Source organism: Colwellia sp. 12G3 (assembly GCF_002836775.1).
In the GTDB taxonomy this organism is placed as follows: domain Bacteria; phylum Pseudomonadota; class Gammaproteobacteria; order Enterobacterales; family Alteromonadaceae; genus Colwellia.
The window spans coordinates 568,934-584,586 of the sequence record NZ_PJAQ01000066.1 but is presented as its reverse complement, the minus strand read 5'-3'; the positions used below and the strand labels follow the sequence as shown (position 1 = coordinate 584,586).

Below are 15,653 nucleotides of genomic sequence, written 5' to 3'. Positions count from 1 at the left end.
TTATATTTTAAGTGAAAATTATTTGTGTTTTCATTAGCTATAAAAGCAAAACCGCTAAATAATTAACCTATGGGATTGATACTTCAACCTTACTATTTACATTATAGCTACGTACAACAAATAGCCATCTAAACATCTAAAGTTTGCTAATGATTATGAATCAATATAGAATCCGCTTTCAAAGGTTTTATTGTGTTAACGAAGATGGTTTAAATCCATCACTGTGCCCGCAACTGTGAATGAATTGATATTTATTTTTTATAGAAAATATTATTTCAAAGTCAGATAGCTAACCAAAAAACTATACTTATTACCGTGCGGGAAAACACGAGTCTAAATATGTCTACACTTCTTAATATCTCAGGCCTTAGCTGGAGAGTTCCAAATAAAGCGATTTTGCATAACATTAACTTTAATGTCAGCAAAGGTGAAGTGATCGGTATTATTGGCCCAAATGGCGCAGGTAAAACCAGCCTACTACGTTGCTTAACTAACCAAGCAAATATTCTTGCCAGTAAAAATATAAGCGGGAGCGTTCAGCTAAAAAATCGTCCCATTACACAGTACAGTGCTAAAGCAGTTGCCCAACATTTTGCCCTTGTCATGCAAAAAAATGACACTATCTTCGCCCTATCGGTGCAAGATGTTATGAAAATGGGCTTATTACCGCACAAAACGCTTTTTTCATTAGACAATGATCATGATAAAGCTCAAATAGCATTAGCCCTAAGCAAGGTAGGTTTAAGCCACGCATTAAATAGTCACTTTAATCTACTCTCTGGTGGTGAACAGCAACGCGTATTAATTGCTCGCGCACTCGTACAAGCAAGTCAAATTTTAATCCTTGATGAACCAACCAATCACCTTGATGTTTATTATCAACATCAAGTATTACAGTTAGTAAATAAACTCAATATCACGGTAATCATGACAGTCCATGATCTTAATTTAGCCAGCTTATATTGCCAGCGTTTATTATTGTTAAACCAAGGTGAGTTAATTTGCGATGGCTCTCCTAAAGAAGTATTAGCACCCAAGCAATTAAGCCAGGTATTTGGCCTACCTTGTCAACAAAGTGTTGATGCCATCACAGGCGCTACACAAGTCTCTTTTTACCTTAAAGATACTAACATTCGAGCTAGCCACTTTGCGGAGTCACTCAGTGAATAAAGTCTCAACAATCTTATTCGCATTAGCGATATTAGTTATTTTGTCGGCCCTTGCCGCTATAACATTCGGCCCAGCAGACATCGACTCAACACAATTGCTGAACTGCTTAGTCGGTACTTGTCAAAATCAAATTGCGAATATTGTTATATGGCAAGTCCGTATTCCCAGGGTACTGGTTGCGCTGGTAGCCGGCATGGGCTTAGCTATTGCCGGTGCTATTTTACAAAACACCACGCGAAACCCTCTGGCTGATCCTTACCTTTTTGGTATTGTTTCAGGTGCGGGTTTAGGTGCAACAATTGCGAACATTTCCTTAGCCGATAATCTTACTATAGCCTTGCCTTTAGCCGCATTTCTTGGCGCATTATTTTCCGTCGTTATTGTTGTTTTTATCGCTAAAGTGCTACAACGTATGGAGCAATTATTACTTGCCGGTGTTGCGGTATCATTTATGCTTGCCTCAATAACTCAATTCATTTTATATTTTGGCGAACCCTTTGCCACCAATCGCGTTATTTTTTGGCTAATGGGTAGTTTAGCGCGCGTTGAAATGAGTAACTTTTATGTCATTGCCAGTATTTTAATAATCGCAATGATCACCGTATTTGCATTACACAGACAAATTGACGCGCTATTATTAGGTGATGAAAGTGCTGCCAGCTTAGGAGTTGATGTCGATAAATTGCGTTTACTCATGTTAGGAATTTGTGCCGCGCTTACGGCAACCATAGTGGCTTATTGCGGCGGCATTGGCTTTGTTGGTTTGATGATCCCTCACATTGTTAGACAACTTATTGGCGTAACAACACTTAAATTAATTATTGGCAGTGCATTAATAGGCGCCATATTTCTTATTTGGGTAGATGTAATTGCTCGCTCTTCACTGCCTCACGCCGAAATACCTATTGGTATTATAACATCAGCACTAGGTAGTATATTTTTCTTATTTATTATGTATCGCTCTCGTGCGATAACTTAATTAATCAATGTGTAATAAACTACTCTTTAATAAATTAACACAGCAGAGATAACCCTATGACTGATGAAAAAATGACTGACAGTAACATGGCTGACAACCATAAAAAAAGAATGCAGAAATTAAAAGAGAAAGTTGATTCTCGCATTGATAGTGCTACTGATGAGCGAGGTTTATTGATAGTTATAACGGGTAACGGTAAAGGTAAAAGCACCTCTGGCTTTGGTACGGTTGCCCGTGCAGTTGGTCATGGACTTAATGCTGCCGTGGCACAATTTATAAAAGGTACTTGGGCTTGTGGAGAGCGACAATTACTTGAAAATGCAGGGGTGAAATTTAGTGTCATGGGCACAGGTTTTACTTGGAATACTCAAGACAAAGAAAAAGACATCACCGCAGCAAAACAGGTATGGCTTAAATGTAAAGAGTTACTCAGCGACACTAATCTTGATTTAGTTTTATTAGATGAGATGACCTATATGTTGTCGTATAAGTATCTCGATTTAGATGACGTGATTGAAACACTAAATAATCGTCCCAAACATCAGCACGTGATAATTACTGGCCGTGCTTGTCATCGCGCTATTATTGACCTTGCCGATACAGTAAGCGAAGTTCAATCAATCAAGCATGCTTTTGATAGTGGTATTAAAGCGCAAAAAGGTATTGATTGGTAACGTTCGATCTCTTAATAAAAACAGTGAAACTTTGGGCATTCCTTGACTAATGTTTCGCTTAAATAAGTGACAAACATTACATAGTAACTACACAGCAACTACACAGAACGATCCCATGAAATATGCAATAAAATTGACCGCCCTACTTTGTTCTTTACTTGTCATTTCAAGCTCAGCTTTTGCCGTGCCTGATAAAGAACAAAATAAAGAAACGCGTTCAGAATTAAAGAAAGAAAAAAGCAAGCCAACCATTATTGCGTTATCGCCACACATTGTCGAAATGCTTTATGATATTGGCGCCGGCGAACAAATAATTGGTACTACAGCCTTTGCTGACTACCCAGAACAAGCAAAAAAAATCCCGAAAATAGGTAATTATGTACGCTTGCAGTTAGAGCGTGTTATTGAGCTTCAGCCAGACTTAATAATCGCGTGGAAAAGTGGTAACCCAAGTGATGATTTGGCGAGGTTAGAACAACTTGGTTTCAAGGTTATTTACTCACAACCGTATTCGTTTGAAGATATAGCGAACGAATTGCGCAGTTTTGCTAAAATTACTGGTCACACAGTGCAAGGCGAAAAAGTGGCGAAAAAATTTGAACACGAATTAGCAATTATAAAAAACACCTACAAAAATAAAACTGAAATCACTGGCTTTTACGAGCTTTGGTCACGCCCTTTAACAACCGTTGCTAAAGGCAGTTGGCCCCAGCAGTTTTTAAATGTTTGTAAAGTGAAAAACCCATTTGAGCAGGTAATCACGCCATACCCGCAAATTAGTATTGAGCAAGTACTACCCGCTTCAGTTCAGTTAATTATTCAGCCACTATCGGTAAATCAAAAAGACCGTGAAGCTTTTAATTGGCAAGATTGGCCAATTATACCAGCCGTTGCCAATAAACAGATAATTCAGCCTGATGCCGATGCAATGCATCGCATGACTTTACGTAGCTTAACGGCATTAAAAGATTTGTGCGCAACCATCGATCAAACTAGAACGATTTTGCAACAAAAAACATAGCTAGCCTAAACGCTAGTCACTAAGAAGCATTTTAGGTGCCTAATAGCTTTTTTTTGAGTAATAAAATGACCTCAACAATTGCTAAAGGTGAAACGGGAAATTGGTTAAACCAATACTGCCCCCGCAACGGTGTGAGCTATCAACTTTTGATATCTCAAGTCCGGAGACCGGCCTAAAATTTAATTTATCATTGTAAGCACGGTGGGTGCCTATAACTGAGGAAAACATGAAAAAAACAATAATAGCATTAAGTATTAGTAGCCTACTTTACTCATCACTTTCTTTTGCAGCGCCAACTAACACTGCAATGATTAATAAAGCTGATGAAAACATTGTCATTACTGCTAACCGCAGTATTCAAGACAAATTTGATACTTTAGCTGCCGTGAATATATTTACCCGAGAAAATATAGAACAGATCCAACCATTGTCCATCAGTGATTTACTGGGTCGTGTTGCCGGTATTTCAATTAGTACTCAAGGTACTTCTGCTCATAAGTCTTCGTCATTTGTACGTGGCACTAATTCTGACCACGTATTAGTGTTAGTAAATGGTGTTCGTGTTGGCTCTGCCACACTTGGCGTAAAGAGCATTGCAGACATACCGGTTCAATTGGTTGAACGTGTAGAAGTCATAAAGGGACCTAGAGCTGCCTTGTGGGGATCCGATGCCGTTGGTGGCGTAATTCAAATTTTTACCCGCGACTTAAAAGCAGGTGAAGGCCAAGCAGGCATAAAAGTAGGCAGTGATAGTTTGTACCAAGGTTATGGTGCTTTAGGTTTTGGTAATGAAAATCATAGCTACACGTTAAGCGCAACAGCTGAAAAATCAAACGGTTTTGATGTGATCGTTCCTGATGGTAGCAGTATATATACGGCTGACCAAAGTGATAATGATGGTTACGACCGTCAATCGGTAGGTCTTTCTGGTACTAGCCAATTTACCAAGCAGTATGCGCTTGAATTAAACACACAGTACGATCAAGGCACTACTGAAATAGATGCAAATACCCAATACAGTGGTGATGAGAGCAGTTACGAAAACTATCATTTTTTATTAAGAAATCATCTTCAGTTAGAGCAACTATATTTACAATTGAGTTTAAGTACTTCTCAAGACCGTAATGAAGATAACTACAGTAATTTCAATGATCAAAATGGCTTTAATAATCCAAATACCTTATTCATCACTACTCGTGATCAAATAACAGCTTTAGCTCAGCTTCCCTTTGCTAACTCTTCAGAAATAACTACAGGTGTCGAGTGGTATACGGAACACATCGATAGTAATTACGCATACGATGAAACTCAACGTGATGCTAACGCTATTTTCGTTACCGGTCGTCATGATATTGAGCAGATTAAAATAGAAGCCTCTGTTCGTTACGATAAAGTGGGAGACATTAATGGTGAAACTACCTATCAATTAGCCGCTGGTTACCAAGTGAGTGAACAGTTATTGTTCTCTTTAAGTCACGGTACTGCTTTTAAAGCACCCAGCTTTAATGATTTGTATTACCCTTGGTCAGGTAATTCTGACTTAGTTTCAGAAACAGCTGATAGCTCAGAATTTTTAACCCGCTATCAACATGAACTATTTTCTGCAGAAATATCAATCTACTATACAGATATTGATAACTTAATCGAATGGGCTCAAGTTGACATTTCTGATCCATACAACTGGAAGCCTAAAAATATTGCCCAAGCTAAAATATTAGGTGCTGAAGCAACTTTTACTGCAGACATTTACAACACGAATAACACGTTAACATTGAGTCATGTTGATGCTGAAGATAAAACGACAGCACGACAGTTAGCTCGTCGACCAAATTTCTCTGCTAATTATAATCTTATCTACTCGATTGGCGAGCTTGATTTTACTTTCGACACCAATTATCAAGGCAGTAGTTACGATAATGCTAATGCTATGGATAAAACGTTAAAAGCTTATACATTGTTTGATGTCGGGGTAAATTATCGCTTAAATAGCCAAATAAATGTATTCGCTAAAGTGACAAACCTAACTGATAAAAATTATCAAACCGCAAGTGAATACCCAGGAGCTGAGCGTGGTTATAGCATAACGTTAGATTATAAATTTTAATCTAACGTTATCGTTATACAATCGATTTGACAGTTAAAGCCAATACGTATTCCTAATATTGGCTTTAAGTCACGTTAATAATAGATGAAGTAAATTATAAAAATTTATTTCACTGGACAAAAAAGCCTGCAATTGCAGGCTTTTTTAATCGTATCAATTAGTTAATTAAAATTTAAGCGCAAGTTCTGCTGCGGTCATATTTTTAACAAAATCATTATTCACATCCAAAGTAATATCACCTTGATAATGTTTAATATAATCTTGATAATCATTGTTCATATTACTTTTTATTAAGCGCACATTTGTGCGTTCTATATTGGAATCAAGATTAATAATATCTTCATAACCCGTTAATTTCGCACTTATCGCTAACACACCTTTATCTGGTCCATAAAATGTCCACTTTGCAGGCATTAATAACTTTGTATCTGGATCATAAGCAGTAAAGATAAAGTTGATGATTGCCATAGGATATCCGGCAACTGCGCTATAGTCGTAGCTACCATCAGTATTAATTTCATCAAAGTATGGTTCGTTAAAAGCAGGTTGATACTCACTAGCCATTATAGTCAAAGACTCTTCAGCACTCGGTGAAATGATTTGATGATGATTTTTAATCACAGAGCTACGAAAAATAGAGTCGCTAGGTACAAAAGTAACACTGGCATGAGATTGATAATAGGCTTCACTGACATATGGATGGGTATCAAAAAGAAGTAAGCTTTGCTCATCTTTAGTGATTTCAGCAGAAAAATGCTTAGTCCCTTGAATTATCTGATTAGTGCTAGTCTCTTGATAAGGTGGGTTTAATTGAAATACATCGGCAAATTCTAATGCGGATAATAGCCAAATACCCTCTCCATTGATGGTAAACTCATCAATAAATCCAGCAACCCCTATCGATTTTTCATTTAGATCTGTACCTGCTATAGAAAATGAACTTAATGGCCAGTCTCCATCTAAAGTTTTGCATGCTCTAACCCCTTCAAATAATGTAGTACCACTATCTATAATACTAGTGCTAGTAAAGTCCAGAGAACTCGTCACCGATGTTTGAGTCGTAAACGAGCGATGTGTTAACTTCAAGTTTTGTGTCACACATTCACAACTGGTATTATCAATAGATTCATCAAATTGCGCTTGATAATGCGATGGCGTAGCACTATTCGCTTGATAATAACTGACAACATTTAAGCCCTGTGCTTCACTTCCTTGCTGGTCTTTAGCCACTAGGGTGTAGTTAATAAATTCACTCTCCGTTACAAAGCTAATAACACCATTATCATCGGCTTTATAAGTGTTAAGTGTTTGCCACGTATCATCTTGAAGTAATAGTTCCACATCAGTAAAGGCACTTGCGACACCGCAATCGTTAGTCAATTGTGCTGTTAATGAAAAAGTATATTCTACTGGCTCGACTGGTATCTCGGGTATCTCTGGTGTATCTGAAGAACTACTACCGCAACCTTGGAGAAATAGGGTAAGCAATAAAGGGGATATGAAGTATTTGTTCAAGGGGAAATCCTTAGGGTATTATTTCAAAAAATAACGGGTAAGTGAAAATGATATAAATGTTATGACTTCAGCGTAATAATCTGAAGTTAATATGACGTTTAAAAACCTGTTCAATGGAATTATACCCAATTTCATCAGCAATTAGCTAACTTTAGTTCTGAGTATTTCGTCGGTAGGCGCGCCTATTATGGCGCTGGTAAAACACTACTTTGGCAGTAAATATTAGAAATATGATGAATTAAAAGTCGCGCCCCTATTAAGCAATATTCCTATTGCTATGTATCCAATGCAACTGTTTTTTCAAGGTACTTAAATTAAAAGGCTTGACCATAAAACCCGTCACTTCACTGGCAATAAGCTCAACTATCTTAGCCTTATCATCTTCACTAGATACCATCAATACAGGTAAGTTACAGAGTTTTTTATCTCCCCTCACTTTACTTAACAATTGTTCGCCATTTAAATTAGGCATATGTAAGTCTGTAATGAGCAAATCATAATTATTCAATCGCAACATTTTCAACGCTTGTAGCCCACAACTTGCTTCATCAGGATTTTTGTAGCCTAAATTAGTTAGCATATGCATCATCACATGACGCATTGATGGCATATCATCCACCACTAATATTTTCATCTTATTACTCCGTTGTTGAAGGCTTAGTTCACTAATAAAATTTTAAGTAAAAATTATAGCGCTGTATAATTATTTTTCCACCACATCATCAATGTACTTCTATTACAATTTAAGACACAACAAAATAAAGACTAGTAAACCAACCTTTTTGTAAAGTCCACTTGACTTACGAACCAACGCGACTACAATAAAGTCAAACCTACTTTACATTTAATCAAAGAGAGTTTACTTATGTCAAATCCAGATTATGAAAAAAACAACTATCAAACAAAAAACATCGCCAATAACATAACCTTAAGAAATTGGACCATTGCCTGGGTAGTCACCATGGCCATTGCTGCTTTTGCACCAAAATTTATTTGGGATTTCAATACAAGTTTAACCATTATTGCACTAGTCGTTAATTTAGCTATTGGTCTTCGTATGCTAATCGCCAACCGAGCGTATTTGCGCGGTCTAGATGAAATGCAGCAAAAAATATTGCTGGAAGCAATGGCATTAGCACTAGGGGTCGGCTTAGTAGTTGGCTTGAGCTACGAATTATTAGAAGATATAAAGTTGATAACTTTTCAACCAGAAATTGCTCATTTGGTTATCTTGATGGGTATAACTTATCTGCTAGCAGTAATTTCTGGTCATAGGAAGTACCAATGAAAAATCGCTTGAAAGTATTACGTGCTGAACGTGACTGGACACAAGCACAACTTGCCAGCGCTTTAGAGGTATCAAGACAAACTATCAATGCCATTGAAAAAGGTAAGTTTGATCCAAGTTTACCTCTGGCATTTAAAGCGGCGAGATTGTTTAACTTATCCATTGAAGACATTTTTCATGATGAAGTTGAAACAGTATAGTGTGTTTGATTGCTAAAAACTTGTCGCGTTAATCATTGTTAACGCGACTCTATCCCTTATATTAATGCTTGTCCTGAGGATTACTGTGAGTTCAACTGACTTGATAAACGTCATGCAAGTCCCCACCTATAACTCAATAAATATTAATCATTATCTTATTAACTGCCCAATTATGCGTCTACTCAAATCAACAACTCATGCTGATATCAACACTCTTTCAGCCAAAAGCTTTACCCGAAAAGCCACCAGAGCGATAGTGCTTAATGGTGAAAGTATCTTACTGCTTTATACCAAACGTTATCACGACTATAGCTTACCCGGTGGAGGGGTAGATGAAGGTGAAAGCATTATCAATGGTTTAATCCGCGAGCTTAAAGAAGAAACTGGCGCGCATAATGTTAAAGATATTGAAGAGTTTGGTCTCTACGAAGAGTACCGTCCATGGCATAAAAGTGGCTTTGATATTATGCATATGCAATCTTATTGCTATACCTGCACCATTGATGATGAATTACTTGAGCCGGAACTTGAAGCCCATGAACTCAATAATGGTATGCACCCTGTTTGGATGAATATACATCAGGCCATTGCTCACAATGAAGAAACCATAGCGAAAAGTGACAAAAAAGGCCTATCGATAGAACGAGAGACCTTTTTACTCAAACTCATTGTCAGTGAATTACTCAACGAATCACTGCCATGTTAGTTTACGCCAAATAAAACATCTTGTGGCTCATCGACCCATAACGGGTGTTTTGCCATTACTTTAGTAAAAATAGGGCTCTGCAAATAACTATTTAACCATTGCCTTACCATTGGGTAAGGTGATTGCAGGTACCATTGGCGTTCGATTCGTGCGAATTGTCGAATAAAGGGTATTAACGCAATATCTGCCAGGCTTTCTTTATCTGACATTAAAAATGTATGCTCAGTTAAACGCTGTTCTACTCTTTTTATGTATTGCTGACAAACTTCTCTGCACTGCGCCACATTATCCTCTTGATAACGTTTGGCACACTTGTATGCTTCTAAACAGCTTTTAAAGTCAGTATCGAACTCATTAATGAGCAAAAGCATTTCTGATAATGCGCCCTCGTTTTGGCAATCTAAAAGATCATTGGGATCCGTTTCTTGTAAAGCCCATAACATAACCTCTAAACTTTCTTCGATCACTCGGCCATTTGCTAAAACCAATACAGGCACAGTACCTTTAGGTGATACAGCTATCATTTCAGCGGGTTTATTACTCAGTACCAGATCGCGCAATAATACTTGTTGCTGCGCTTTAAAAATAGCAAGTCTGGCACGCATCGCATAGGGGCAATTTCTTAACGAATATAAAATAGGTAACGCTTTTATTTTATTAGCCTTTTCATTGCTTTTTCCATGGAAAAATTCATTGTCACTCTTATTCATTGCTATAAATATTCCAGTACTACGATAAAAAATAACTTTAAAGAGGTACCTTAACTGTATTCATTGGCTAAATATATCGGTAAAATCCCCCCTTTGAAATTTAACTGCCTAGATAACAGGCCAAAGTTGTATAAATGAGTCCTAAAATTGAATTATTAGCCCCTGGTGGTGATATCGACGCGATAAAAGCAGCTATTATTGCTGGCGCAGATGCAGTGTACTGCGGTTTAGATACTTTTAATGCTAGAAATCGTGCTGCTAATATTTCTTTTGATGAACTCGTCGGTGTTATTAGACTCGCGCATGAGTATGAATGCCAAATATTCTTAACGCTAAATATAATTATTCTAGAGCGCGAATTTAAAACGCTTGCTAAGTTATTGAGTAAATTAGCCAACACCACGCTTGATGGTGTCATAGTGCAAGATTTGGGCATGCTGTATATCCTTAAAAAGCACTTCCCTACCCTTGATATCCATGCGTCGACACAATTAACAACCCATAACATTGGCCAAATTCCGTTTTTGAAAAAACTGGGTGCCTCGCGTGTTAACTTATCTCGTGAATTAGATTTAAAAGAAATCACCGCTATTACTGCCGTATCACAAGAAGAAAACGTACTTACCGAAGTATTTGTGCACGGGTCATTATGTGTCGCCTTTTCTGGTTTATGTTATTCAACCTCTGCCAGTGTCGGTAACTCAGGTAATAGAGGCCGTTGTAGTCAAGCCTGTCGCGAAGAATATAAACCTACCGAATCAGGTAATAAATTCCCATTAAATATTAAAGACAACTCAGCATTTTTTGATTTACCGGCACTCATCGAGGCTGGCGTTCACTCTTTTAAAGTTGAAGGACGCATTAAAGGTGCAAGTTATGTACACACCGTTATTGATAGCTTCCGTAAACAAATAGATGGCTTTGTAGAAACCGGTGAATTACTTGAAGATGGCGAACGCCTTTACAAAGTATTCAACCGTGATTTTTCTAATGCATTTTTACGTGGCGATTTAAACCAATCGATGTTTATAGAAAATCCACGTGATAATTCAAAATATCATGCTATTGATAAAAGTAATGCTATTTCTGTGGTACAAATTCAAGACGTTGAACAAAGCTTAAATGACGAAAAAGAAGCAATACACGCAGACGTATTTGATAAAATTAAACACCTTAGTATTGATAAACGTAACCTCTCATTAGTGTTCTCGGGTGAAGTCGGTAAACCATTAACCGTTACCATCAAAATTAACGAGACGCATGGCAATAAAATAACCCAAGGGTTTGCTGATAAAGCGCCAAAAGAACAAACGCATGTTATGCATTCTGAACGTGCACTTATCGCTAGTGAAAAAAACTGCATTGATCATAGTGCTATAGAAAAGCGTTTTAAAAGCTTCAATAACGCAGAATTTAACTTAAGCGAGCTATCTACTGACGATATGCCAGAAAGTGTCACTATTCCTTTTAAAGAGCTTACTACGCTTAAAAATAAAATAGCAGCGCTACTCAATGACGGCAAAACTGTATTAGCAGAAGTAGAATTGCCTAAATTAATACGTCACGATAAACAAGACGATACAGCAAAATTATCGCTCTTAATATGTGATGAAAGCGATATTAATCTTGGTGATGTAACCGATGCCGATATTTACTTTAAGTTACCTGATGCTTATAAGCGTGGCTGCACTAAATACGTTAGTTTTTTCAAAGAAAATCCTCGCCTTATTCCATGGTTCCCATCAGTCTTAATTGGTAAAGATTATGATGTAGCAGTCAATATTTTAGAGCAAGTAAAGCCTAAATTAATTGTTACCAATAACACAGGTATAGCCAATAGAGCATTTGAATTAGGTATAGAGTGGATTGCAGGACCTTTCTTAAATACGACTAACTCTTATGCGTTATTAGCGATGAAAGAATCCTTTAACTGTAGCGGTGCGTTTATTTCAAATGAAATAAACCGTCAACAAATGAAAACTATCGCCCGTCCTGAAAACTTTAAGATGCTTTACAGCGTTTACCACCCTATTTTATTAATGACTAGCAGACAGTGTTTCTTCCAACAAAGTGTTGGTTGTGAAAAGCCGCGCATTGATAATGGCTGTATGCTGTCATGCGATAAGTCGACCAGCATTACTAACCTTAAGGGTGTTTCTTTTGCTATTGATAAGCAAAAAGCGGGTTACCCAAGTATTTATAATAAAGATCAATTTTTAAATACCGAAATCATACAGGACTTGACGGAATTATATGATGGTTTCATGATTGATTTAACCAACATTGGTGCTGGTGATAAAGAGTCTCCTGATAAAGTGATGCTCATTAAGCAATTTGAACAGTTACTTAAAGGCGATAAGCACAAAAAAACTAGTTACTCTAACGAACTATCCGTTGAGCAATTAGATGCTCAAGATAAGCTTAACTCACTTGTGCCAGACTCAACCAATGTGCAATACCATAACGGTTTATAATTAACTCTCTTGTAAAGAGTCGACTTTGAGAGAAATTTGACAATAAAAAAGCCGCTAGCATTTACCTGTTAGCGGCTTTTTAGTTATATACCCATGATACTTCAAGATGCTCGTTTCAGGATGCCTGTGCGATTCATGATCGAGGCGCCTCTTTTTATTAAGGGTTATTCCCTTAAAAATAGAGGCAACGAAAAACATGATTTGCTCAGACATCCCCGTAGGGCTGGTTTAGAAACGTTTTAAGCTACGTTATAGATATCGATAAGGGAACAACCATTATCTTCAATCAATGCCTTGCCTAAAAACGTTTCTAATTCCAGCTGAATCCTGCATCTTGAAGTAACATGGGTATATAGAATATGTGAATTATAGAAAGTAATCTATTAGCACGAGTATTAAATCTAAAGATTGACTCCATACTTTAGATTTTAGGAGAAATGACGTTTATTCTTCCTATACTCCACCTGTTCGCTCTTGCTGTCGATTTGCTCCAGTAGTTGCTCGAGTACGCCGCGGCGCTGCACCAGTCCGACCACTTTGCCTTCCTCAACCACTGGTAGTACCCGGCGATTGTTGTGCAGGAATTTCTCCGCGACATCGACCAAGTTGGTATTGGCACCGATCGATTCAACTTCGGTTGTCATCCGGTCTCGAACTAACTCGCCGATGGTCGAAAAGTAGCCTCCCATCAGCGCGCCGCGCATACAGTCAGCTTCAGACAGAAAGCCGATTAGATTGTTATCGGCATCAACCACTGGTGCACCGGACAGACTGGCGGTCAGCAGTTGGCGCAGGGCGACGATCACCCCGCTATCTGGGCGAAATGATAACGGTGAACGATCCATGATGGTTTTAGCGGTGATAGTCTGCATGTTTGGCTCCTAAAGCGTGGGTCGCTCGTTTGGGTATTGTTGGTTGTTGGCGAATGATAGAAAGCAAAGGCCGCGCCATATTTTTAAATTTAATAATTAACTGTTTTATTACAGTGAGTTAATTATTTTACACGACACAAAATGCAACCACTGCCTGGTAATGTATAGCGGTTACCGGGTTGAAGGGCTCTTCTTTGCACCGAAATGGTGCTGTCAGCCGAGGCATGCCTGCGCTGAGGTAAGGCAATCCGTATCAGTCTATTGATAACTGTTGAATCGCGTGGGAGAAAATCATTCATATTATGAATAAGCGATAAAACATGTTTGAGCGCTGAAAATTGCCCCGTGAGAGACATACGTTCAATAACAGAATATAAACGACTGCTATGAGGCTTAGAGTGACGTTAGTCACAAGTCCCAAATAATGCCCTCTATGCGCGCTAGTTATCTCAATACAACGTCGTGACTGACGGCAATGGTGGCTTAGTACACATAGAGGCTGAACGACTTATTGGCAAAAAGTCATCATCAAAAGCTTAAAATTTTATCAATGGGAACGTCAGCTATCGGGAAGCTGCTAGAGGAATGTGATTGTTAAGCCATGTCTGCTGTAGATCAAAATATATAAAATTTTCAAATACTAATGTCTTCAGTGTGACATAAGTCTATTTATTTTTCGATGTTGGCCAAACAAAGGGAGTGGGCTTGGTGGAAGTCGTTTCTGCTACTGCTTTATTCTGGGCGAGTATTCCCCTGATTAATTTCCCCGTTTCTTTATGCTTACTACAAAATGTTTTTAGGTATAAAATTTCAACTCTACTGCGTGCCCAAGGGGTTGTACGCAGAAATTTCAAACTTGATTTGAGACGCGGTTTATTGGTGAAACAACGAATATTAAGTAACTCACCCATCTTATCCCAACCAATTTTCTTCTCCAGTTCTGTTAGAATCTGTTCAAGTTTAACGCCGTGTAGCGGATCATTACTTTTATTCATAGTCTACCTAAAATCAAAAATAGCATTGTAACAAGTTTCCTAAATATTGACAGACATATGCGTTTAACTCAGGTAAAAGTACACCAAGCACTTTATAGAAAAGTTAATGTTGAATACTCTGTGATCTATCCATTATTTCTTTAAATTAATAACAGGGTAATGACGTAAAAACGCTCTATCACCTAATTAATTACAACACGCACTGCAAGTAACAGTAAAACCACACCTGTAACTTTATCAATTATATGACTGTTCGCTTTTAGTTTTGCCAACACGGGCCCTCTTGTTAAGCCAAATACCACAAGACAATACCATATTGTATCAAGCCCGCCGACCGTAAAAATCATAATTAATTTGTGAGTTAGACTGGCATTAACATCGACAAATTGGCTGAATAAAGCTAAAAAGAATATCGCTAACTTAGGGTTTAAAAAAGCCAATAAAAATCCATCGCGCCAGCCATTTATACGTTTATCGTTTTGACCTTGTTCGACCTCAAGGTCAATATTACTGCCATTGCTTTTTAGCGCGTTGAACGCTAAATAAAGCAAAAAAGCTGCACCTGTGTATTGAATAATTTGAAAAATGAGTGGTGACTGCACAATAACAAGACCAATGCCGGTTACTGCAATAGCCGCATACAAGCCGACACCAAAGCCGTGACTAATGGCAGTAGCTAAACCTGGTTTATGGCCGCCCAACATAGTATTACGCACAACTAATGCCAATGATGGTCCCGGAGATAAGGCGCCTAAGACACAGATAACAACTAACGATAACCACAACTCTAAGGCCATAACTTACTCTACTATTTGATTAAAAATTTAATTAATTTAATACCCATTGGCTTAATTAAGTCACTACTTTTTCATGAGGAAAATGAGCAGCTACTTACGCAGATTGGTAACGAGTATAAATGATATTAGCGCAGAGTAGGCATTATCA

General features: G+C 37.9%; 15 protein-coding genes and 1 riboswitch. Of the genes, 9 read left to right on the top strand and 6 right to left on the bottom strand.

Annotation, left to right across the window (positions count from 1 at the left end):
- Window positions 1–339 precede the first annotated feature (339 nt).
- The 5 genes from CXF71_RS16900 to CXF71_RS16880 all read left to right on the top strand — a co-directional run bounded on the left by CXF71_RS16900 (window position 340) and on the right by CXF71_RS16880 (window position 5,948).
- Window positions 340–1,170, top strand: a complete 831-nt coding sequence (locus tag CXF71_RS16900) for an ABC transporter ATP-binding protein (protein WP_101234091.1) — start codon at window positions 340–342, stop codon at window positions 1,168–1,170.
- Window positions 1,163–2,149, top strand: a complete 987-nt coding sequence (locus tag CXF71_RS16895) for a FecCD family ABC transporter permease (RefSeq protein ID WP_101234090.1) — start codon at window positions 1,163–1,165, stop codon at window positions 2,147–2,149. The genes CXF71_RS16900 and CXF71_RS16895 overlap by 8 nt, the downstream gene beginning before the upstream one ends.
- A 56-nt stretch (window positions 2,150–2,205) precedes the next feature.
- Complete coding sequence (cobO, locus tag CXF71_RS16890; RefSeq protein ID WP_101234089.1) at window positions 2,206–2,823, top strand: cob(I)yrinic acid a,c-diamide adenosyltransferase; 618 nt, start codon at window positions 2,206–2,208, stop codon at window positions 2,821–2,823.
- Between the two features lie 115 nt (window positions 2,824–2,938).
- A complete protein-coding gene (locus tag CXF71_RS16885; RefSeq protein ID WP_232771524.1) occupies window positions 2,939–3,844 on the top strand; it encodes a cobalamin-binding protein in 906 nt (301 codons plus the stop codon).
- A gap of 38 nt (window positions 3,845–3,882) precedes the next feature.
- A riboswitch (cobalamin riboswitch) is annotated at window positions 3,883–4,034 on the top strand.
- A gap of 36 nt (window positions 4,035–4,070) precedes the next feature.
- Entirely contained in the window at window positions 4,071–5,948 is a 1,878-nt protein-coding gene (locus CXF71_RS16880; protein WP_101234088.1) for a TonB-dependent receptor domain-containing protein, read from the top strand.
- Between the two features lie 165 nt (window positions 5,949–6,113).
- Here the strand turns inward: CXF71_RS16880 and CXF71_RS16875 are convergent, their stop codons facing one another.
- Together CXF71_RS16875 and CXF71_RS16870 are read right to left on the bottom strand one after the other, a co-directional pair.
- Window positions 6,114–7,463, bottom strand: coding sequence for a hypothetical protein (locus tag CXF71_RS16875; protein WP_101234087.1), 1,350 nt, complete (start codon window positions 7,461–7,463; stop codon window positions 6,114–6,116).
- Window positions 7,464–7,719: 256 nt separating this feature from the next.
- Window positions 7,720–8,097: a response regulator gene (locus CXF71_RS16870; protein ID WP_101234086.1), complete on the bottom strand. Its 378-nt coding sequence runs from the start codon at window positions 8,095–8,097 to the stop codon at window positions 7,720–7,722.
- A 231-nt stretch (window positions 8,098–8,328) separates the two neighbouring features.
- Here CXF71_RS16870 and CXF71_RS16865 point away from each other — a divergent pair, with 231 nt between their 5' ends.
- The 3 genes from CXF71_RS16865 (at window position 8,329) to CXF71_RS16855 (ending at window position 9,657) form a co-directional block, all read left to right on the top strand.
- Window positions 8,329–8,751, top strand: a complete 423-nt coding sequence (locus CXF71_RS16865; RefSeq protein ID WP_101234085.1) for a hypothetical protein — start codon at window positions 8,329–8,331, stop codon at window positions 8,749–8,751.
- Window positions 8,748–8,951 (top strand): helix-turn-helix transcriptional regulator, encoded by a 204-nt coding sequence (locus tag CXF71_RS16860; RefSeq protein ID WP_101226729.1) that lies wholly within the window; start codon window positions 8,748–8,750, stop codon window positions 8,949–8,951. Before CXF71_RS16865 ends, CXF71_RS16860 begins: the two co-directional genes overlap by 4 nt.
- Before the next feature lie 172 nt (window positions 8,952–9,123).
- A complete protein-coding gene (locus tag CXF71_RS16855) occupies window positions 9,124–9,657 on the top strand; it encodes an NUDIX hydrolase (protein ID WP_101234084.1) in 534 nt (177 codons plus the stop codon).
- On the opposite strand, the gene CXF71_RS16850 is transcribed toward CXF71_RS16855, so the two are convergent.
- Window positions 9,654–10,367, bottom strand: coding sequence for a glutathione S-transferase (locus CXF71_RS16850; protein WP_101234083.1), 714 nt, complete (start codon window positions 10,365–10,367; stop codon window positions 9,654–9,656). The genes CXF71_RS16855 and CXF71_RS16850 overlap by 4 nt on opposite strands.
- 134 nt (window positions 10,368–10,501) lie before the next feature.
- Between CXF71_RS16850 and CXF71_RS16845 the strand changes: the two genes are divergently transcribed.
- Window positions 10,502–12,841, top strand: a complete 2,340-nt coding sequence (locus CXF71_RS16845) for a peptidase U32 family protein (protein ID WP_101234082.1) — start codon at window positions 10,502–10,504, stop codon at window positions 12,839–12,841.
- A 428-nt stretch (window positions 12,842–13,269) separates the two neighbouring features.
- On the opposite strand, the gene CXF71_RS16840 is transcribed toward CXF71_RS16845, so the two are convergent.
- The 3 genes from CXF71_RS16840 to CXF71_RS16830 form a co-directional block, all read right to left on the bottom strand.
- Window positions 13,270–13,713, bottom strand: a complete 444-nt coding sequence (locus CXF71_RS16840; RefSeq protein ID WP_101234081.1) for a CBS domain-containing protein — start codon at window positions 13,711–13,713, stop codon at window positions 13,270–13,272.
- 665 nt (window positions 13,714–14,378) lie between these two features.
- Entirely contained in the window at window positions 14,379–14,708 is a 330-nt protein-coding gene (locus tag CXF71_RS16835) for a VF530 family DNA-binding protein (RefSeq protein WP_101234080.1), read from the bottom strand.
- A gap of 182 nt (window positions 14,709–14,890) precedes the next feature.
- The gene (locus CXF71_RS16830; protein ID WP_101234079.1) at window positions 14,891–15,505 is read right to left on the bottom strand and encodes a LysE family translocator; all 615 of its coding nucleotides are present in this window, start codon (window positions 15,503–15,505) and stop codon (window positions 14,891–14,893) included.
- Between the last annotated feature and the right edge of the window lie 148 nt (window positions 15,506–15,653).